Below are 18,965 nucleotides of genomic sequence, written 5' to 3'. Positions count from 1 at the left end.
GGGGCTCCCGCAGGGTCGTCTGAACTGTTGGGTCCGGAGAACGATCGGGGTAAACGCAAAGTAGCGAGCGGAGCTTGCGAAGCGAAGACTTTGTCGGGTGTCTTTCACCCTCCGCCTCCTTGGTAGTGGCGAAGGCCGAGACGCCAGAAGAGCAGCGCCATCGCCCAGGTCCAGGTTGCGAATACCGGTGTGCACCAGGCCAGCCAGGCGGGCAGCCACTGCGGACCGGGCAGACCGAGCAGCTGCAGGCTGGGCACGTAGGCCGTCATGGCCATCGGGAAGAAGAACCCGAAGACGACCTTCAGCGGGCGGGACCAGACGGATGCCACCTGCGTCGAGGCGTAGCGGCCGCCATACACGAACGCGTTGGTCATCTCGGCACCCTGCACGAGGAAGAACTGGGCACCGGCAGCCCAGACATACATACCCGCATAGATGGCGGTCGCACACACCAGAGACATCGCGAGAAGGCCGATGTGGGCCGGTGACCACTGGACATCGTTGATCCACAACCCGATCGTCATTGCACCGAGGCCGACCATCGCGCGGGCGACCCGGCGGAGGGAGATGTCGCTCGTGATCAGCTGCAGGAGCACCGGCTGGGGTCGAAGATAGAACACGTCGAGGGTCCCTGCGCGCAGATATGTCGGCAGGTTGTCACAGTGGCCCATCACCATGTCCGCAAGGGAGTAGCACAGGTCGGCGAACCCGAAGACCAGCAGGATCTGGCTGAAGGTGAACCCGCCGAGGCTGGTCACATTGCGAAAGAGCATCCAGACCTCGGCAAGCTCGATGAAGCCGATCACGAACGAGCTGTACAGGTCGATGAGGAAGTTGCTGCGATAGCTGCGCTGCGACCGCATCCGGGAAGCGAGCACCGCGCGGTACGGCGCGAGGCGCTTGGCCCGGCGCGAGACCGATGGGTTCGTCAACGGCTGCCTGAGCTCAACCACCTTGCACCTCGAGCTTGCGGCGGCCTCGCACCGTCAGCGCATGACCGACCAGCACGGTGACGCCCAGCCAGAACACCTGCTGGGCAAGAAGTGCCACGGTGTCGACTCCGGTGGTGCGGCCCGACAGGATGTTCGTGGGATACATGAGCATCGACGGGAAGGGCGTGACCTCGGCGACCGCCAACAACCAGTGCGGGAAGAGGTAGATCGGCACAAAGAGACCGGCGAGGAATCCGGAGACCACCATGTAGAGGGTCTGGATGCCGTGCGTCTCGATGAGCCAGAAACCGGCCGTCCCCAGCGAATACACGGCGGTTGCCGAGATGACGAATCCCAGCAGCAGACTGCAGATCCCGGCAAGGTAGGGCAGCGGGGTGGACGGCACCGTCATCCCGACCACGACAGCGCCGATCAGGATGCTGGGCACGCCGCGAGGGATCAGCGCCCAGATGGACCGGCCGAGCTCCGTGGCCACATGTGCACCCTGAACGTTGAGCGGCCTGATGAAGTCGATTGCAACATCGCCGGTCTTGATGCGGTCGCTGAAATCGGTGCGGCCATTGAGGTTGATGGATCCGAGCATGCCCTGCGAGAGCCAGATGTAGGTGCTCATCGAGCCGATATCGTATCCGTGCAGCGTGCCGCCTGCCGCTCGAACCGTGGCGAAGAGCATTGCCACCTTGAGGAATCCGAAGGTGGCGTTGGCGATCAGGCCGCCAAGGGCTGCCAGGCGGTACGTGGACTGCTGTCGAATGCCGGCATGCAGCAGTCGCCCATAGATCCTCATCCGAGCACGCACAAACGCAAGAACTTACTCCGCCGGCCGCTCACCGTGCAACCGACGTCGCATGCCAGGAGTCACGGCCGTCGCACGGCGGCTAAGGTCAGGCCATGACCGACGCGACCGACAAGCCACAGTTCATCATCGTCATGGGGGTCTCGGGCTCCGGGAAGACGACCGTGGCCAAGGGCATCGCCCAGGCCATGGGGTGCGCCTTCGCCGAGGGTGACGACTTCCATTCACGTGCCAATGTCGACAAGATGGCGGCAGGGATGCCGTTGACGGACGAGGACCGATGGCCCTGGCTGCGGTCCATCGGAGAGTGGATCGACGGCCACGAAGCAGCCGGCAAGAGTGCGGTCATCACCTGCTCGGCCCTGCGCAGAGTCTACCGAGACCTGTTGCGGGAGGGGCGGCCCGGTGTGAAGTTCTGCCACGTCGACGTGTCGCAGGAGGTGCTGGAGGCGAGGTTGCGGGCCCGTAAGGGGCACTACATGCCGGCGTCGCTGCTGCCCTCGCAGCTGGCCACTCTCGAGCCGTTGCAGCCGGACGAACCCGGCGTCGTGGTCCATGCCCACGGCGCCCCGGCGGACGTCCTCCGTGAGGCGCTCGAAGCGCTGCACCTGCCCACGGAGGCGGCTGCCAAGGACTGATCAGGGTCAGCGGGGCAGGGCAAACCTGTCACCCGGCAGTGGTTCGACCAGGCCATCCTCGACGAGTGAGGACAGGGCGCGCTCGCGCTGGGTCTGGTCGTGCCACACGACGTCGAGCGCCGGGCGCTCAACAGGCCCGTCCGCCTCACGGATGGTGCGCAGCAACCGCCCGCGCACCTGGCGGTCGGTGCCGGCCCACTTCTGACCGCGACGCGCCGGACCGTCGTATGCGGGGGCGCCGGCCAGCTGCCATGCGCACCGGTCGGCAACGGGGCAGGCTCCGCAGCGGGGCGCGCGTGCCGTGCAGACGAGGGCACCGAGTTCCATGACGGCCACGTTCCAGGTCGCCGCCTCCGACGGATCCTCGGGGAGCAGCTCGGCGGCCAGGTCTCGCTCGGCTGCGGTGAGGGAAGCGGCCGCCTGAGCCACGCCGCCGACGAGCCGGGCGTGCACTCGGCGAATGTTCGTGTCGACCACTGGCACCCGAATCCCGAAGGCGAACGCGGAGACTGCGGCGGCCGTATACGTGCCGACGCCGGGCAGGACCAACAGCTGGTCGAAGGATTCGGGGACGACACCGTTGTGTTGCTCGGTGATGGCGACGGCGGCGGCATGCAGCCGCAGGGCCCGCCGTGGGTATCCCAGCCTGTCCCACGCACGCACGGCTTCCCCGGGACTCTCCGCGGCGAGGTCCGCGGGCGTCGGCCAGCGGTGCATCCAGTCGTGCCAGACCGGTTCGACCCGGGACACCGGGGTCTGCTGCAGCATGATCTCCGACACGTACACACCCCAGGGCGTTGCGTCGGCTCGGCGCCAGGGGAGGTCACGCGCCGCTGCCGCATACCAGCGCAGGACCTCGTCGTGCAGGTCGCTCATGTGACCTCCCTGGTTGTCTAGGATCCAGCTCGCATTCAGGAGCCGGCGGGGTCCCCGCGGAGTACTGAGCGCAGCTTGCGGAGCGAAGACTTGGTGCGGCGCCTCAGACGTAGCGCTCGAGGATGCTGCTCTCGGCCAGCCGGGACAGCCCCTCGCGGACGGCACGGGCCCGGCTCTCGCCGACGCCCTCGACCCGCATCAGCTCGTTGAAGTCGGCCGCAAGCAGCTTCTGCAGCGTGCCGAAGTGGTCGATCAGGCGGTCCACGATCGCGCCCGGCAGGCGCGGCACCTTGGTCAGGAGCCGGTAGCCGCGCGGAGTCACCGACGCGTCCAGTGACTCGCCGACGACGGGAAAGCCGATGGCGCGGGTGCCGGCGGTCAGGTCGAGCAGCTCGTTCGAGCTGAGCGAGCCCAGCCGGCCCAGCGCGTCCTCGACGGACAGCGGGTCGCGAGCCGACTCGACGTAGTCGCGCACAACCAGCTCGCGGTCGTCGCTCAGCCCGTCGATGAGCTCATCCAGCTGCAAGGACATCAGCCGTCCGTCGGTGCCGAGCTCGACGACGTACTCACTGATCTCGTCGCTGATGCGTCGCACCATCTCTAGCCGTTGAAGCACCGCGGCGACGTCTCGCACGGTCACCAGGTCCTCGATCTCCAGGGCCGAGAGCGTGCCGGTGACGTCGTCGAGGCGCGACTTGTAGCGTTCCAGGGTCTGCAGCGCCTGGTTGGCGCGGGACATGATCGCGTCGGACCCCTCGATGACGTGGCGCAGGTTGCCGATGTACAGCGCGATGATGTGCATCGACTGGCTGACCGAGATCACCGGGAAGCCGGTCTGTTTGGCGACCCGCTCGGCGGTCCGGTGCCGGGTCCCGGACTCGCGAGTGGGGATGTTTGAGTCAGGGACCAGTTGGGTGGCGGCGCGCACGATGCGGGACACGTCACGGTCGACCACGATGGCGCCGTCCATCTTGGCGAGCTCGCGCAGACGGGTCGCGGAGAACTCGATATCGATCGGGAAGCCGCCGGTGCTGAGATCGTCGACGACCTTGTCGTCGCCCAGCACGATCAGCGCACCCGTGCGTCCGCGCAGGATGCGTTCAAGGGCATCCCGCAACTGCGTGCCTGGGGCAACGGCGGCGAGCGTGTCGCGCAGCAGCACCTCGTCGGAGCGTTCCACGCCGCTGAGTCTAAGCGACGGGCCCGACTGGGATCGCGCGCACCGCCGACTGGATGTCGCGCACTTCGAACACGCGCATCCCGTCGGGCACCGCCTCTCCGCCCATGGCATCAAAGGGGATGACCGCCCGGGTGAAGCCGATGCGGGCCGCCTCCGCCAGTCGACGAGGCACTCCGCCGACGTTGCGGACGTCGCCGGCAAGGCCCACTTCGCCCACCGCGATGGTGCCCTGGGGCAGCGGTTTGTCGAGTAACGAACTGGCAAGGGCCAGGGCAATCGCCAGGTCCGCCGCCGGCTCGCTCAGTCGCACACCGCCGACCGTGGACACGTAGCAGTCGTGCTTCAGCACCGGCACGCTCGCCCGGCGCTCCAACACGGCGAGGATCATCGCGGTTCGCGAGTTGTCCACGCCGCTGGTGGTGCGGCGGGGTGATCCGCCGCCCGCCGGTGCGAGCAGCCCCTGGACCTCGGTGACCAGTGGCCGCCGGCCCTCGAGTGTGACGGTGACGCAGGTGCCGGCCACCGGGTCCTTGATGCCGGACAGGAAGAGGCCGCTCGGGTCGGGCAGGCCGACGATGCCCACCTCGGACAAGTCGAAACAGCCGACCTCGTCGGTGGGGCCGTAGCGGTTCTTGACGGCACGGACCAGGCGCAGGCGGGAGTGACGCTCGCCCTCGAACTGGATCACGACGTCGACCAGGTGCTCCAGCACGCGGGGACCGGCGATGGAGCCGTCCTTGGTGACGTGACCCACCAGCACCACGCTGATGCCGCGCTTCTTGGCGGTCTGAATGATGGCCGCGGCAACCTCGCGAACCTGGCTCACGTTGCCAGCGGAGCCCTCGATCTGCGCCGATGCGATGGTCTGCACCGAGTCGATGATCACCAGCTCGGGTTCGACCTGGTCGATCTGGGCCAGCACGGTGCCGAGGTCGGTTTCGCTGGCAAGGAACAGCGACGTCGCCAGCGCCTCGATGCGTTCGGCGCGCACTCGCACCTGCGCGGCCGACTCCTCGCCGCTGACATACAGCACCTTGCGGCCCGAGCGCGCCGTGCGGGACGCGACATCGAGCAACAGGGTCGACTTGCCGATACCGGGCTCGCCGGCGACGAGCAGCACCGCGCCGGGCACCAGGCCACCGCCCAGCACCCGGTCGAACTCGTTCACCCCGGTCGGCCTGGCAGTGGCCTGGGTGACATCGATCTGGTGGATGGGCATCGCCGGCCGCTCGATCACGGCGGCGGGTGCGGTGCGCACTGCCGTCTGGCCGGCCTCGGTCACGGTCCCCCAGGCCTGGCACTCACCGCAGCGACCGACCCACTTGATCGCGGTCCAGCCGCACTCGGTGCACCGATAGGACGGTGCGGAGCGCTTGCGAGTTGTCGATGTCATTTCGGGGTCCCCGCAAAGGATCGGAGGGAGCTTGCGAGCGGAGAACGGGGTCCCCGCAAGGTATCGGTCGAGGGGCGAGGCCGAACTTTGTGGGGTGTTCTTTTCGGGGTCCAAGCCATGTGCACAACGTATGCCTTGGCACCGACAGTCTCGATCGACTCACCGCACGACGACCGCCATACGTCTACCCAGAGTCGGGTTATGGCTGCGCCGCGAGGGTTGCCGGGTGCACGAGCAGCGGCAGCAGCTTGCGGTTGCCGCTGTTGCGGGCGGCGCGCACCTGCTCGAGGTGCGCTTCGCACCGAGTGGCCAGCTCGGCATACGCGGCCGCACCCATCAGGTGCTTCAGCTCACCGGCGTTGGAGAGATAGACCGGGTCCTTGCCGACATGCGCCGCCGGATTCGCCGAGCAGTACCAGTCGAGATCGTGACCGCCGGGTCCCCATCCGCGGCGGTCGTACTCCCCGATCGAGACCTCGAGGTAGGACGACTCATCGGGCATTTCGACGGTGCGGTAGGTGCGCCGGATCGGCAGCTGCCAGCAGACCTCTGGTTTGACCGTGTGCGGTTCGACGCCGGTCAGCAGCGCGTGCTGGTGCAGGGCGCAGCCGTCTCCCGCGGGGAATCCGGGGCGATTGAGGAAGATGCAGGCGCCGTCGGCCACCCGGGTCTTGGTGTCGCCGTCCTCCTTATCCCGCCAGCCGGCCCTCGAATGGCCCTCGTCGTAGTACTGCCACTCGTCCGGGCCGAGGTCCTTGACCACGCGTTTGATGGTCTTGACGTCGTCCTTGTCGGTGAAGTGTGCGCCGAGGGTGCAGCAGCCGTCGTCCGGCCGGCCGGCATAGATGCCCTGGCAGCCGTTGCCGTAGATGCAGGTCCAGGAGGACGTCAGCCAGGTCAGGTCGCAACGGAACCGCTCAGCGGTGTCGTCGGGGTTGGTGAACTCGACCCAGATGCGGGGAGTGTCAAGGGGCGTTTCGGGCACCTGCCCATCGTAGGTGGCAGCCTGCCCCGCGTGTCCTCGCGCACCGCCGGGTGTCACGCTGAGCTGTGTGAGTCGAAACTGGGTGAGGTCAGTGGCCTGCATCCTCGTGGGCATCGTCCTCGCCGGCTGCGGCACCGGATCCGCTCCCGTGGCATCGACGACGCCGCCGCCCGTGACGAGGGCGAGCGCCGGCCCCTCGGCTCTGGCGGTCTTCGCCTCGGCAAGTCCCGCGGCTGCGCGACGGCTGCGGGCGAGCGGTGCGTCGGCGGTTGCACTGGGCGCGATGCCGCACGCGCGCGCCACGGCCTTTCCGCAGGTGACCGTGGTCGGCGACGTCGACGAGCGACAGATGGCAGACATCAACGGCTACGTCAGCCAGGCCGTGCATGATGTGAGCACCGTGACTGGCGCACGGTTCTCGAGAGAGCTTCTGGTGCTCGCCCCCCGGAGTGAAGCGGAGTTCGCGCGCATCTACGGATCATCGAACGTGGCTGATATCCAGGCGGATACGGTGATCGTTGCCGGCAAGCAGCCCTACATAGTGTTCAACGCGGGTCGCTCGATCCAGATGGTCAGCGGGCCGAGTGCGACGTCCACCATGCCCCAGGTCAACTCAGCGCAGGTGTCCAGGAAGGTCCTGACCCACGAGGTCTTCCATGCCTTGACTCTGACGTATGCCGCGCGCCGGCATCTCCCGCTGTGGCTCACCGAGGGATTCGCGGAGTGGGCGGGTCAGAAGTTCTCCGGTCTGCACCTGACGCCGAAGGCCAAGCGGGCCGCACTCCCGTCGAACGCCGACATGTCCGGAAGTAACGCGGTCGATGCGTACCAGGTTGCCACGTCGTTCGTCCGCTACATCGTGAAGACGTGCGGCCAGCGGAAGGCAATCGCGTTCTACAGCAAGGCTGTTGTGCACCCGACGGGGTCGCTCGCCGCACTGGCGGAGCGCGAGCTCGGCCACTCCATGCCGACGCTCGTCGCGGGCTGGCAGCACGCCTACCAGTCCTCGCGTTGACCGGATGCCGGTTCCCTGCCCATCCGCATAGCCCCCTGGTGCCCCATTGAGGTGTGGGACCTGACCCCGGGCCGGATGCCCGAGGAACCACAGGGCACCCTCGTCGGCACCGCCTGACTGCGGCCACAAGTCTCAAGGGACGACTGTGCCTCCGCCGTGTGCCCTCTGGCGAAGGCGCGAGGGCAGCGTCTCTGGCCTCAGCCATGGTCCTCTAGAGGCTCGCAGTAGCGTGTCCTCATGAGCAGGCCGGACCGGGTGGAGGGCTGAATGGGTACGGCACGCGTGCCGGACGCGAAGATCGCGCTGTCGACAGCATCGGTCTATCCGCTGGGTGTGGTGCAGGCGTTCGACATCGCCGAACGGCTGGGCTACGACGGCGTTGAGGTGATGGTCTGGACCGAGACGATCAGCCAGGAGGGCGGCGCTCTGAAGCGCCTGTCCGAACACTATGGCTTGCCGGTCGTGTCGATCCACGCGCCGACCCTGCTGCTGACCCAGCGCGTATGGGGGCCCGAACCGTGGGCGAAGGTCGACAACTCCGTCCGGCTTGCCGAGGATGTCGGCGCGGACACGGTGGTCGTACACCCACCATTTCGCTGGCAGCGGGAGTACGCCGCAGAGTTCCTCGGCGGCATCGCGGAGCGTGAGGCGCGGACGCACGTGCGAATCGCGGTGGAGAACATGTTTCCCTGGCGGGCCCGGCAGCGCGAGATGCAGGCCTACCTGCCGGGCTGGGACCCGGTGGAGGTCGGCTACGAGCACGTCACCCTCGACCTGTCGCACACGGCGACGGCCGGCTGTGATGCGTTCAGCATGGCCCGTCATCTGGGGGACCGGTTGACCCACCTGCATCTGGCTGACGGGCTCGGCTCCTTCAAGGACGAGCACTTGGTGCCCGGCCGGGGGAGCCAGCCTTGCGCAGATGTCCTCGAATGGCTTGCCGGACGGGGCTTTGACGGATCCATCGTGGTCGAGGTCGGCACGCGGAAGGACTCCGCGGATCAGCGCGAGATCGACCTGGCCGAGGCACTTGCGTTTGCGCGGCTACACTTCGCGGCGCCCGCCTGAGCGCCTTCGGCACGAAGGCGTCGCAGCGAGCGGAGGAAATCCTGCCGCGCGGCGCCGGATGCAGATAGCGTCTGGGATGTGGATGAGCTCTTCGACGGATACCAGGCACAACCTTCGACCTACGACGAGATGTTCGACGGGGCGCAGGTGCGTCCCGGCTACCTCGGCGTGCGGCGACAGATGGAGCGGTTGTCCAGCGACGAGGTTCGCCTTCGCGCGGACTACCTGTCCCACACCTACCTCGACCAGGGCGTGACCTTCGACATCGGTGGCGAGGAGCGGCCGTTTCCGCTCGACATCGTGCCGCGTCTCATCGAGGCTGAGACCTGGGCCCATGTGGAATCCGGTGTGGCACAACGAGTGCGGGCCCTCGAGGCGTTTCTCGCCGACATCTATGGGGAGGGGCAGGCATTCCTCGACGGTGTGATTCCGCGGCGAGTTGTGACCAGCAGCCCGCACTACCTGCGGGTGGCGAGCGGCATCCAACCGCCGGCGGGCGTGCGCGTGCACGTCGCCGGAATCGACCTGATCCGAGGCGCAGACGGCGAGTTCCGGGTGCTGGAGGACAACGTGCGCATTCCGTCAGGGGTGTCGTACGTCATGACCAACCGTCGCGCGATGTCGGCGGCGTTGCCCGAGGTCTTTGCCCACCATCGGATCCGCCCGGTCTCCCAGTATCCCGCCAAGCTGCTGGCCGCACTGCGGGCCTGCGCTCCGAGCGGCGTGGCCGACCCGGTCGTGGTGGTGCTGTCCCCGGGTGCCTACAACCCGGCCTACTTCGAGCACGCCCTGCTCGCCCGGCTGATGGGGACGCGCCTGGTCGAGGGGCGTGACCTGATGGCGCAGCGCGGCAGCGTCATGGTGCGCACCACCGATGGGCCGCGGCCGGTCCACGTCATTTATCGCCGGGTCGACGACGACTTCCTCGACCCCGTCCACTTCCGCCGCGACTCGGTCCTTGGAGTGCCGGGGCTGCTCAACGCGGCCAGGGGTGGCAACGTGACGATTGCGAACGCGGTGGGCAACGGCGTCGCAGACGACAAGCTGGTCTACACCTACCTGCCCGATCTGATCCGTTACTACCTCGAGGAAGACCCGATCCTGCCCAATGTCGACACCTGGCGCCTGGAGGATCCGAGCCATCGTGAGGAGGTGCTGGACCGGCTCGACGAACTGGTGGTCAAACCCGTCAACGGTGCGGGCGGAAAGGGTATCGTGATCGGCCCGCGGGCAACCAAGCCGGAGCTGGATGTGTTGCGCCAGAAGCTGATCGACGATCCGCGAGGCTGGATCGCGCAGCCCGTCGTGCAGCTGTCGACCGTTCCGACGCTCATCGGCAACCGGATGGCCCCACGGCACGTCGACCTGCGACCGTTCGCGGTCAACAGCGGCGACAAGGTATGGGTCCTGCCCGGCGGTCTGACCCGGGTGGCCCTGCCAGAGGGTGAGCTGATTGTGAACTCCAGCCAGGGCGGGGGGTCCAAGGACACCTGGATCCTGGCGTCGGACGGTAACCGAGAACCGGTCGAGGCACAGCCCGCGACCGGCGGCCACGCCCTGCATCCCGCGGGTGGTGCGCGCAGCAGCCGTGGCGGCGGAGCTCACGCGGTCACCGCTCAGGGCCAGGCACAGAGCACCGCCGTGGACCTGCAGTCGAACGAAGGGAGCGCACCATGCTGAGCAGAATCGCGGAGGCGCTCTTCTGGATCGGGCGCTACATCGAGCGGATCGAGTGCACGGCACGGATCCTGGACGTGTATCTCCAGCTGCTCGTGGAGGATCCGGTCATCGACCAGGAAACCACCTGCAGGTCCATCCTTGCGGCGATGGGCGTCCAGCACGAGGGGGAGGCAGACCAGGCCACCGTGCTGCGGCTGCTCCTGCACGACAGATCTTCGCCGCACTCGATCGCGTATGCCGTGGAGGCAGCACGCGAGAACGCTCGCCGTTCGCGGGAGGTCGTCTCGGCGGAAGTGTGGGAGGCCATCAACACGACCTACAACTCCGTGATCAGTGGGCGGCTTGCCAGGTCACGTCCTGCCGACGCCTTCCGGCTCTCCCTTGAACGGGCCAACATGGTGTCCGCGCTCGCGGACAACACCCAGAGTCACGACGACGGCTGGCAGTTCATCGTGCTCGGCCGACACATCGAGCGGGTCGACATGACCTCCCGGCTGATCCTGACTCGCACCTACGCGACCGGTTCTGCCTCGACCTGGCAGATCACGCTGCGAGCCTGCGGTGCGGCACACGCGTTCACCCGGACCTATCGCGCCATCGAGTCGCCTCGCGCCGCAGTCGAGTTCCTGCTCCTGGACCGACTGTTCCCACGATCGGTCGCCTACTCACTGGGTGAGGTGGCGCGGTGCCTGGAGGAGCTGGATCCGCGACAGCGCCGCATCGGGTTCGGTGGTGACGCGGCACGCATCATCGGTCAGGCGCGGGCGCGGATGGACTACCTGTCGCTCACCGAGCTGCTGGCGGACCTGCCCGCCGAGATGGGTGTGCTGCAACAGGTCTGTGCGGATGCGAGCAACGCAGTTGCCAAGAGGTACTTCGAGGGCGCTGTCGCCCCTGAGTGGTTGGGAGGTGCGCTGTGAGTGCAACGCTGCGACTGGTGCACACCACGGGCTACACGTACAACGGGCCGGCGACGGCGTCCTACAACGAGGCACGCCTTGCGCCGCTGGCCACCGCCGATCAGACGATCCTGCATCATCGTCTGGAGGTGTCGCCCTCTGCGTGGTCGCAGGCCTGGACCGACTACTGGGGCACGCAGGTCACCTCATTCGAGGTCCACGAGGAGCATGACGAGCTTCAGGTGGTCGCGATCAGCACCGTCACCGTCGATCGCAAGACGGTCGCGGGCGACGAGCTGACCTGGGACGAGCTGGCCGCACCGGCGGTGCGCGACGAGTTCGACGAGCTCTTGGAGATCGGGGACCGAGTCGACCCCGGATCCGACTTCCTGCAGGTGGTGCGCGAACTGCGAGGCACGGCGACCACGCCTGCCGCGCTCGTGGATGCGGTCGTCGGTCGCGTGCACGGCAGTGTGAGCTATGTCCAGGGGCGCACCACCGTCCGCAGCCCGGCGCGGGATGCCTGGGCCACGGGGGAGGGCACCTGCCAGGACATGGCACATCTGGTGATCGGGGCTCTGCGTTCGCAGGGAATTCCAGCGCGCTACGTGTCCGGCTACGTGCTGCCCGACCGAGACGCCCCGCTGGGAGAGTCGATCACGAGCGCATCGCACGCGTGGATCCAATGGTGGGACGGGGCGTGGCTCGGAGTGGACCCTGCGTCGGGGCGGGTCCCCGACGACTTCTACATTGAGATGGCACGGGGCCGGGACTATACCGATGTCGTGCCGTTGCGCGGGATCTTCACCGGATCTCCCGGCAGCAAGATGAACGCAGCGGTGGAGATCAGCCGCCTCGCATAGTGCCAAAGGAGCCACGACCCGTGATCGATCCCAGTACCGTCCTGCGTGCCGGCTTGCTCGGAATCAGCAAGAGCGACAAGGTCAAGAACCTCATCGAGAACGCGCCGGTCAGCCGCGGCGTGGTCAACAGGTTCGTTGCCGGTGCGCGGACCGCAGACGCGGTCTCGGCCGTGGTCGGCCTGCAGGAGGACGGTCGGCTGGCGACCGTCGACTTCCTCGGTGAGGACACCCTCGATCGGCGTCAGGCGAGTGCAACCCGAGATGCCTACCTCGACCTGTTGTCCGCGCTGTCCGACCGTGGTCTGACCGCGAACGGCGCGGCCGAGGTCAGTCTGAAACTCAGCGCTCTCGGACTGGCGCTCGGCGCAGACGGCGAGAAGCTCGCGCTGGAGCACGCACGGCAGGTCTGCGAGCTGGCGGCGACGTGCGGGACGACCGTCACCCTCGACATGGAGGACTATACGACGACGGACGCCACGTTGTCCGTGCTGCGGGACCTGCGGGCGGACTTCCCGTGGGTCGGGGCGGTGCTGCAGGCCTACCTGCACCGCACGGAGAGTGACTGCCGAGACCTCGCCACGGCCGACAGCCGCGTGCGCCTCTGCAAGGGGGCCTACAAGCAGCCGGAGTCCGTGGCCTACCAGTCCGCGCACGATGTTGACCTGTCGTATGTGCGCTGTCTCAAGGTCCTGATGGAGGGCGAGGGGTATCCGATGGTCGCCAGCCACGATCCACGCCTCATCGCGATCGCGTCCTCGCTCGCCGGCAAGAACCACCGGGAGCCGGACTCGTTCGAGTATCAGATGCTCTATGGCATCCGTCCCGACGAGCAGCGCCGGCTGGCGAAGGCGGGACACCAGATGCGGATCTACGTCCCGTACGGCGACCAGTGGTACGGCTACCTGGTGCGCCGGATGGCCGAACGGCCCGCGAACACGATGTTCTTCCTGAGGGCCGTCGCAACCAAGAAGTAGGAGCTGCCATGGAGGAGACGAACCCCCCGGCGACCGGTCTGGTGGCGCTGCTGGGCGCCGGCGTCATGGGTGAGGCGCTGATGTCCGGGCTGCTTCGGTCCGGCTGGCGACCGGCGGACCTGCGGGTCAGCGACCGCAGCCCCGAGCGACTGGCCGACCTTCAGGCGCGTTACGGCGTCACGGGGCTGTCACCCGCCGAGGCGGTCGCCGAGGCCGACACCGTGGTCATCGCGGTCAAGCCGCAGGACATGACCGCGCTGCTCGACGAGGTAGGTCCGCACCTGAGGCCGCACGTCCTGGTGGTCTCGATCGCGGCAGGAATCACCACGGCGTTCCTTGAGCAGCGCCTGCCGGAGGGGACGGCCGTTGCCCGGGTCATGCCCAACACCCCTGCCCTGGTCGACGAGGGCATGAGCGCGGTCAGCCCGGGCGCGCACTGCCGACCCGCGCAGGTGGAGATTGCCAGCGAGCTGATGCGAGGCTGCGGCAAGGTGCTCGCCGTTCCGGAGAAGCAGCAGGACGCGATCACGGCCATCAGCGGAAGCGGCCCCGCCTACATCTTCTATGTGGTGGAGGCGATGATCGAGGCCGGCGTGCTGCTCGGCCTGCCGCGCGCGACGGCCACGGAGCTGACCGTTCAGACGCTCTACGGCGCCGCCACCATGCTCAAGGAGACTGGCGAGCACCCCACTGTCCTGCGCGAGCGGGTGTCCAGCCCCGGTGGCACGACCGTGACGGCTCTGCGCGAGCTGGAGGATCACAAGGTCCGGGCTGCCTTCCTACGGGCCATAGAGGCGGCCGCGGTCCGATCGGCGGAGCTGTCCTCCGGGCAGTGAGCGCACGAACTGCCTGTGAACGTCCTGAAAATAGGTACTGAATGACATTGGGAGGCTCCGGCATGCGAGAGTTGTGCCATGACTGACATCACGGTGCGTGCCCTCGGGGATGAGGACTGGCAGGTATACCGCGACGTGCGATTGGCCGCTCTTGCAGAGTCGCCGGACGCGTTTGCGGCCAAGGCTGCGCACGAGCAGGCCTTCGAGGAGGAGCTCTGGCGCAAGCGGATTGCTCGATCCCGTCGGCTCGTCGCGGAGCAGGACGACAAGGTCGTCGGTGTCGTCTCCGTCGGGCACAAGGGGTCCCAGGACGAGCGGGTCAGCGAGCTCTTCGGCCTCTGGGTCATGCCGGAACTGCGGGGCAAGGGTGTTGCCTGGCGGCTGGTCGAGGCCGGCGTCGACCAGGCCCGCAGCGACTCCTACGACTTCGTTCTCTACTGGGTAGGAACGGACAACGGCCGGGCCGTTGCCTTTGCGAGCAGCTTCGGGTTCCGTCCAACCGACACCCGTCGGCCGATGAAGAACCCTGAGGGCGACCGCAGCGACGGCAATGGTGATGACGAGATGGCGATGGTCTATCCGCTCGGGGATGACCCGGGCGCAACCCCCAGCGCGATGGCCTGAGCCTGGCAGTGCCCTGGTGAGCACCGAGACAACACGCACCCGGTTCATCTGGGATGAAGAGCTCACGGCCTACAACTTCGGCCCGGATCACCCGATGAACCCGCTGCGCCTTGAGCTGACGGCCCGGCTGGCGCGTGATCTCGGAGTCTTCGACAGCCCCGGTGTGGAGATCGTGGCTCCCACACTGCCCGGCGGGTCCGACGGGTTCCTGCGCGACGTGCATACCGTCGGCTACATCGAGGCGGTGTGCCAGGCGTCGTCCGATCCGGCCGGTGCACAGACCGGCTACGGGCTCGGAACCGAGGACGACCCGGCATTCCCGGGCATGCACGAGGTGTCCGCGCTCATCGCTGCCGGGACGCGGCATCTCTGCGAGGCGGTCTGGTCCGGAGAGATCGACCACGGCGTGAACTTCTGTGGCGGGCTCCACCACGCGATGCCGGATCGGGCCTCCGGGTTCTGCATCTACAACGACGCGGCTCTCGGCATCCGGCGGTTGCTCGAGCTGGGCGCCGAACGGGTCGTCTACGTCGATGTCGACGTGCACCACGGGGACGGCGTGGAGAAGATCTTCTGGGATGACCCGCGAGTGCTCACCATCTCGATCCATGAGAGCGGGCGAATGCTGTTCCCCGGGACCGGCTTTGCCGGTGACGTCGGCGGCGCGCCGGCGCTGGGTTCGGCCTGCAACGTCGCCCTTCCTGCGGGTGTCGGTGACGCACCGTGGCTGCGAGCCCTACATGCCGTGGTGCCACCACTCGTGCGGGCCTTCGGTCCCCAGGTGCTGGTGACCCAGCAGGGCTGCGACTCCCACTACAGCGACCCGCTGGCCCACATGGCGCTGACCATCGACGCGCAACGGGTGGCATACGAGATGTTGCACGACCTGGCGCACGAGGTGGCCAACGGTCGTTGGGTTGCTCTGGGCGGCGGCGGCTATGAGCTGATCGACGTTGTGCCACGTGCCTGGACTCACCTGAGTGCCATCGCCGCGCACCGTCCCATTCCCGTTGAGACTGCGGTCCCACAGTCCTGGCGGGACTACGTCAGCAACCGCTATGGGCGCCCGGGCCCAGAGCGGATGGGCGACGGGGCCAGCGAGTCGGGACGGGTCTGGTGGCGGTCGTGGGCCAGCGGATGCGACCCGAGCGAGCGGGTCGATCAGAGCGTCCTGGCGACTCGTGAGGCGGTTTTCCCCCTCCATGGCCTCGATATGTGGTTCGATTAGCAAAATTCGGCACCACTAGACGGCGTGTCGGCTCGACAAATTGTGGCGCGGACTTTCCATACGATAGCAACTACCTCTATCGTGCATGCAGTGGAAGGCAAGCCATCCGGGAAGGGACATGCCATGGCGCAGGAGCATCAGATCGGCGAGGTCAACTTCATGACCGTTGCCGAGGTCGCGGCCATCATGCGCGTGTCCAAGATGACCGTGTATCGACTGGTGCACAGCGGCGAGATGCCTGCCGTTCGGGTCGGGCGGTCCTTCCGAGTGCCGGAGCAGGCCGTCAACGACTACCTGAACCAGTCCTACATGGGCACGGCCTGACGGCGGCCCTTCCGGCCGGGTCGATTCTGCCGCCGTAGCGGTATGCCGTACCCTTCGAGCGTATGCTTTCTGCCGCGCGGGTTGCGTCGAGGTCACTCGGCCGCGAGCGGTAGCTGGATGCGCCGGTGGTTGGGGCACGCACCGCCGGCGGCCAGAGCACGACCAGCGCCCTCACCGGCAACGACTAGTTAGGACAGCTCACGTATGGGATCCGTCATCAAGAAGCGCCGCAAGCGCATGGCCAAGAAGAAGCACCGCAAGCAGCTGCGCAAGACGCGTCACCAGCGTCGTAACAAGAAGTAGTCCGCGACCTCGCAGACCAAGACCCCGCACCAGTCCACATGACTGACGGGGTCTTCGTCATTCAGCACCTCGCCTTAGACTTTCGGTATTCGGGGCAAGGAGGAAGAGGCCATGGCGAACGTCGTGCTGGTGACCGGTGTATCCGGTGTGCTCGGTGGTCTCATGGCGCGGACCCTCAGCAACGACCCGCAGCTCGAGCGGGTCATCGGTGTCGACGCGGTGCCGCCGCTGCACGACATGGGCCGCGCGCAGTTCGTCCGCGCCGACATTCGCAACCCGATGATCGGCAAGATCCTCAGCCAGGAGCGGGTCGACACGGTGCTGCACCTGGGGGTCCTTGCGACATCCCGTCAGGCGGGCAGCCGCAGTTCTCAAAAGGAGATCAATGTCATCGGCACCATGCAACTGCTTGCCGCGTGCCAGAAGGCAGACACTCTCGAGCGCCTGGTCGCGAAGTCGTCTTCGACGGTCTACGGCTCCTCACCACGGGACCCGGCGATGTTTACCGAGGAGATGACCGCAAAGCGGGGGGCGCTTGGCGGGCTCGGCAAGGACTCGGTCGACATCGAGACCTACATTCGCGGGTTCGCGCGACGCAGTCCGGGGGTCGACGTGTGCATGCTGCGGACGGCGTCCATCATCGGACCGGGGCTCCGCACCGCGTTATCCGACTACTTCAGCCTGCCGGCGCTGCCGGTCCCGTTGGGTTTCGACGGCCGTTTCCAGCTGCTCGGTCTGGTCGACGCGGCGGCGGCCCTTCGGCTCGCCGTCCACGGCCAGGTCACCGGCATCGTGAACGTCGCCGGTGACGGAATGCTGACGATCCGGCAGGCGGCGCGGCTGGCGCGCCTCCGCACGATTCCGGTCGTGGCGCAGTCGGCGCCGCTGGTCCAACAGACCGCACGGTATCTCGGGTGGGGCCAGTTCGATGCCGAGCAGATGGACTTCCTGTGCTTCGGGCGTGGGATCGACACAACGCGGATGCGGGTCGACCTGGGCCTTGAGCCCACGATGACGACTCGTGAGGTCTTCGAAGACGCATTCCGGAACGGGCCGGCACGTGGACTACTGGATGCAGTAACAGGAGGGTCGCGTGCCTGAGGACCAGTCGAAGTCCCGACCGGCGAGGAAGACCGCAGCGCGAAAGGCGACGGTGAAGAAGACCGAGCGACCGACGCCGGGTCGCAACGGGTCCGAGTCCACGAGGGTGAGCGGGCGGGCGAAGGCAGACACACCCGCCGGGCAGACCTCGACGGCGAGTCGCAAACGGCCGCCCCGGAGCGCGTTCACCCAACCATCGCGGACCGCCCCGGAGCGGGCACTACGCGTTGTTCCGGACCCGGTCGTCGGCGAGTCCGGGCCGGCGGCGCCGGCCCGGATCCAGGACCAGCCGGTCATCCCGGGCCTGCCCGGCATGACGATCGAGGCGGCGGTCAACGCGGCGGTGTGGATGCTGCGTGCCGCCGGCTCGGCAGCGGGCCTGGAGGGCGCCGAGCTGGAGCGCCGGGTGGCCCAGACCCTGGCCTTTGTCCGTCGCCGACTGACGGGTGACTACGACATCGACGACTTCGGCTTCGACGCGGACTTCACCGAAGAGGTGTGGCTGCCGCTGCTGCGCCCGCTCTACCAGCACTGGTTCCGCGTCGAGGTGCGCGGCATCGAGAACATCCCGGACGACCAGGGCGCACTTGTCGTGGCCAACCATTCCGGCTCGGTGCCGATCGATGGGCTGATGACGCAGGTGGCGATCCACGACGCGCATCGTCGGCATCGATACGTCCGCTCACTCGGCGCCGATCTGGTCTTCCAGTCGCCGCTGGTCGGATCGCTGGCGCGCAAGGCCGGTGCCACGCTGGCCGCCAACCCGGATGCGGAACGACTGCTGGCGTCGGGAGAGCTCACGATGGTCTTTCCGGAGGGGTTCAAGGGCATCGGCAAGCCGTTCGGTGAGCGATACCGCCTCCAACGCTTCGGCCGCGGTGGTTTCGTGACGGCTGCGTTGCGCGCCGGCGCCCCGATCATCCCCTGCTCGATCGTGGGGGCGGAGGAGATCTTCCCGATGATGGGCAATGCGAAGGGTCTGGCCAGAATGCTCGGCTTCCCCTACTTCCCGATCACGCCCACGTTTCCGCTGTTGGGGCCGCTCGGTGCGATTCCGTTGCCGAGCAAGTGGATCATCGAGTTCGGCGAACCGATCGAGACCGCGTCCTACGGCGTGGCCGCGGCAGAGGACCCGATGGTCGTCCTCGAGCTGTCCGATCAGGTGCGGGAGACCATCCAGCAGACGCTGTACTCGCTGCTCTCGAGGCGCCGCTCGGTGTTCTTCTGAG

At 67.6% G+C, this 18,965-nt stretch carries 20 protein-coding genes; 14 read left to right on the top strand and 6 right to left on the bottom strand.

Annotated elements, in window-relative coordinates; genetic code table 11:
* Window positions 1-104 precede the first annotated feature (104 nt).
* Together FGL98_RS16580 and FGL98_RS16575 are read right to left on the bottom strand one after the other, a co-directional pair.
* Window positions 105-953, bottom strand: a complete 849-nt coding sequence (locus FGL98_RS16580) for an ABC transporter permease (protein ID WP_246136597.1) — start codon at window positions 951-953, stop codon at window positions 105-107.
* Window positions 946-1,740: an ABC transporter permease gene (locus FGL98_RS16575; protein ID WP_146318478.1), complete on the bottom strand. Its 795-nt coding sequence runs from the start codon at window positions 1,738-1,740 to the stop codon at window positions 946-948. Before FGL98_RS16575 ends, FGL98_RS16580 begins: the two co-directional genes overlap by 8 nt.
* Window positions 1,741-1,844: 104 nt before the next feature.
* On the opposite strand from FGL98_RS16575, the gene FGL98_RS16570 reads away from it, so the two are divergent.
* Entirely contained in the window at window positions 1,845-2,387 is a 543-nt protein-coding gene (locus FGL98_RS16570; RefSeq protein ID WP_146318476.1) for a gluconokinase, read from the top strand.
* 6 nt (window positions 2,388-2,393) lie between these two features.
* Here the strand turns inward: FGL98_RS16570 and FGL98_RS16565 are convergent, their stop codons facing one another.
* From FGL98_RS16565 to FGL98_RS16550, 4 genes are all read right to left on the bottom strand, one after another.
* Window positions 2,394-3,263, bottom strand: a complete 870-nt coding sequence (locus FGL98_RS16565; protein WP_146318474.1) for an HhH-GPD family protein — start codon at window positions 3,261-3,263, stop codon at window positions 2,394-2,396.
* A 103-nt stretch (window positions 3,264-3,366) separates the two neighbouring features.
* Window positions 3,367-4,443, bottom strand: coding sequence for a DNA integrity scanning diadenylate cyclase DisA (gene disA, locus FGL98_RS16560; protein WP_246136596.1), 1,077 nt, complete (start codon window positions 4,441-4,443; stop codon window positions 3,367-3,369).
* 10 nt (window positions 4,444-4,453) lie between these two features.
* Window positions 4,454-5,836 (bottom strand): DNA repair protein RadA, encoded by a 1,383-nt coding sequence (gene radA / locus FGL98_RS16555; protein ID WP_146318469.1) that lies wholly within the window; start codon window positions 5,834-5,836, stop codon window positions 4,454-4,456.
* A gap of 199 nt (window positions 5,837-6,035) precedes the next feature.
* Window positions 6,036-6,821 (bottom strand): DUF3109 family protein, encoded by a 786-nt coding sequence (locus tag FGL98_RS16550; protein WP_146318467.1) that lies wholly within the window; start codon window positions 6,819-6,821, stop codon window positions 6,036-6,038.
* Window positions 6,822-6,888: 67 nt separating this feature from the next.
* Between FGL98_RS16550 and FGL98_RS16545 the strand changes: the two genes are divergently transcribed.
* The 13 genes from FGL98_RS16545 to FGL98_RS16485 all read left to right on the top strand — a co-directional run bounded on the left by FGL98_RS16545 (window position 6,889) and on the right by FGL98_RS16485 (window position 18,964).
* A complete protein-coding gene (locus tag FGL98_RS16545; RefSeq protein WP_146318465.1) occupies window positions 6,889-7,836 on the top strand; it encodes a hypothetical protein in 948 nt (315 codons plus the stop codon).
* A gap of 267 nt (window positions 7,837-8,103) precedes the next feature.
* The gene (locus FGL98_RS16540; protein WP_146318463.1) at window positions 8,104-8,904 is read left to right on the top strand and encodes a sugar phosphate isomerase/epimerase family protein; all 801 of its coding nucleotides are present in this window, start codon (window positions 8,104-8,106) and stop codon (window positions 8,902-8,904) included.
* A gap of 78 nt (window positions 8,905-8,982) precedes the next feature.
* Window positions 8,983-10,584 carry a circularly permuted type 2 ATP-grasp protein gene (locus FGL98_RS16535; RefSeq protein WP_425461003.1) on the top strand — a complete coding sequence of 534 codons (1,602 nt, stop codon included), beginning with the start codon at window positions 8,983-8,985 and terminating at the stop codon, window positions 10,582-10,584.
* Complete coding sequence (locus FGL98_RS16530) at window positions 10,578-11,504, top strand: alpha-E domain-containing protein (protein ID WP_146318461.1); 927 nt, start codon at window positions 10,578-10,580, stop codon at window positions 11,502-11,504. The genes FGL98_RS16535 and FGL98_RS16530 overlap by 7 nt, the downstream gene beginning before the upstream one ends.
* Window positions 11,501-12,346, top strand: coding sequence for a transglutaminase family protein (locus FGL98_RS16525; protein ID WP_186526211.1), 846 nt, complete (start codon window positions 11,501-11,503; stop codon window positions 12,344-12,346). Before FGL98_RS16530 ends, FGL98_RS16525 begins: the two co-directional genes overlap by 4 nt.
* Before the next feature lie 20 nt (window positions 12,347-12,366).
* Window positions 12,367-13,320: a proline dehydrogenase family protein gene (locus tag FGL98_RS16520; protein ID WP_425461002.1), complete on the top strand. Its 954-nt coding sequence runs from the start codon at window positions 12,367-12,369 to the stop codon at window positions 13,318-13,320.
* 8 nt (window positions 13,321-13,328) lie between these two features.
* Window positions 13,329-14,156, top strand: coding sequence for a pyrroline-5-carboxylate reductase (gene proC, locus FGL98_RS16515; protein ID WP_146318457.1), 828 nt, complete (start codon window positions 13,329-13,331; stop codon window positions 14,154-14,156).
* A 78-nt stretch (window positions 14,157-14,234) separates the two neighbouring features.
* Window positions 14,235-14,780, top strand: coding sequence for a GNAT family N-acetyltransferase (locus FGL98_RS16510; protein WP_146318455.1), 546 nt, complete (start codon window positions 14,235-14,237; stop codon window positions 14,778-14,780).
* Between the two features lie 94 nt (window positions 14,781-14,874).
* The gene (locus tag FGL98_RS16505; protein WP_146318522.1) at window positions 14,875-16,008 is read left to right on the top strand and encodes an acetoin utilization protein AcuC; all 1,134 of its coding nucleotides are present in this window, start codon (window positions 14,875-14,877) and stop codon (window positions 16,006-16,008) included.
* A gap of 123 nt (window positions 16,009-16,131) precedes the next feature.
* Entirely contained in the window at window positions 16,132-16,332 is a 201-nt protein-coding gene (locus FGL98_RS16500; RefSeq protein ID WP_146318520.1) for a helix-turn-helix domain-containing protein, read from the top strand.
* A 204-nt stretch (window positions 16,333-16,536) separates the two neighbouring features.
* Complete coding sequence (locus FGL98_RS16495; protein WP_146318453.1) at window positions 16,537-16,635, top strand: 30S ribosomal protein bS22; 99 nt, start codon at window positions 16,537-16,539, stop codon at window positions 16,633-16,635.
* A 111-nt stretch (window positions 16,636-16,746) separates the two neighbouring features.
* Window positions 16,747-17,736 (top strand): NAD-dependent epimerase/dehydratase family protein, encoded by a 990-nt coding sequence (locus FGL98_RS16490; RefSeq protein WP_146318451.1) that lies wholly within the window; start codon window positions 16,747-16,749, stop codon window positions 17,734-17,736.
* Window positions 17,729-18,964 carry a lysophospholipid acyltransferase family protein gene (locus FGL98_RS16485; RefSeq protein ID WP_246136595.1) on the top strand — a complete coding sequence of 412 codons (1,236 nt, stop codon included), beginning with the start codon at window positions 17,729-17,731 and terminating at the stop codon, window positions 18,962-18,964. The genes FGL98_RS16490 and FGL98_RS16485 overlap by 8 nt, the downstream gene beginning before the upstream one ends.
* The last annotated feature ends 1 nt before the right edge of the window (window position 18,965 follow it).

Source organism: Leekyejoonella antrihumi, from assembly GCF_007845645.1.
Lineage (GTDB): Bacteria > Actinomycetota > Actinomycetes > Actinomycetales > Dermatophilaceae > Leekyejoonella > Leekyejoonella antrihumi.
This window is presented reverse-complemented; position numbering and strand designations above follow the sequence as displayed.

Bases quoted from the DNA above. Each gene is read 5' to 3' on its own strand.
- FGL98_RS16500 (WP_146318520.1), top strand. From the start codon at position 16,132: ATGGCGCAGGAGCATCAGATCGGCGAGGTCAACTTCATGACCGTTGCC.
- FGL98_RS16540 (WP_146318463.1), top strand. From the start codon at position 8,104: ATGGGTACGGCACGCGTGCCGGACGCGAAGATCGCGCTGTCGACAGCA.
- FGL98_RS16565 (WP_146318474.1), bottom strand. From the start codon at position 3,263: ATGAGCGACCTGCACGACGAGGTCCTGCGCTGGTATGCGGCAGCGGCG.
- FGL98_RS16570 (WP_146318476.1), top strand. From the start codon at position 1,845: ATGACCGACGCGACCGACAAGCCACAGTTCATCATCGTCATGGGGGTC.
- radA (WP_146318469.1), bottom strand. From the start codon at position 5,836: ATGACATCGACAACTCGCAAGCGCTCCGCACCGTCCTATCGGTGCACC.
- proC (WP_146318457.1), top strand. From the start codon at position 13,329: ATGGAGGAGACGAACCCCCCGGCGACCGGTCTGGTGGCGCTGCTGGGC.
- FGL98_RS16510 (WP_146318455.1), top strand. From the start codon at position 14,235: ATGACTGACATCACGGTGCGTGCCCTCGGGGATGAGGACTGGCAGGTA.
- FGL98_RS16575 (WP_146318478.1), bottom strand. From the start codon at position 1,740: ATGAGGATCTATGGGCGACTGCTGCATGCCGGCATTCGACAGCAGTCC.
- FGL98_RS16530 (WP_146318461.1), top strand. From the start codon at position 10,578: ATGCTGAGCAGAATCGCGGAGGCGCTCTTCTGGATCGGGCGCTACATC.
- FGL98_RS16505 (WP_146318522.1), top strand. From the start codon at position 14,875: ATGAACCCGCTGCGCCTTGAGCTGACGGCCCGGCTGGCGCGTGATCTC.
- FGL98_RS16490 (WP_146318451.1), top strand. From the start codon at position 16,747: ATGGCGAACGTCGTGCTGGTGACCGGTGTATCCGGTGTGCTCGGTGGT.
- FGL98_RS16495 (WP_146318453.1), top strand. From the start codon at position 16,537: ATGGGATCCGTCATCAAGAAGCGCCGCAAGCGCATGGCCAAGAAGAAG.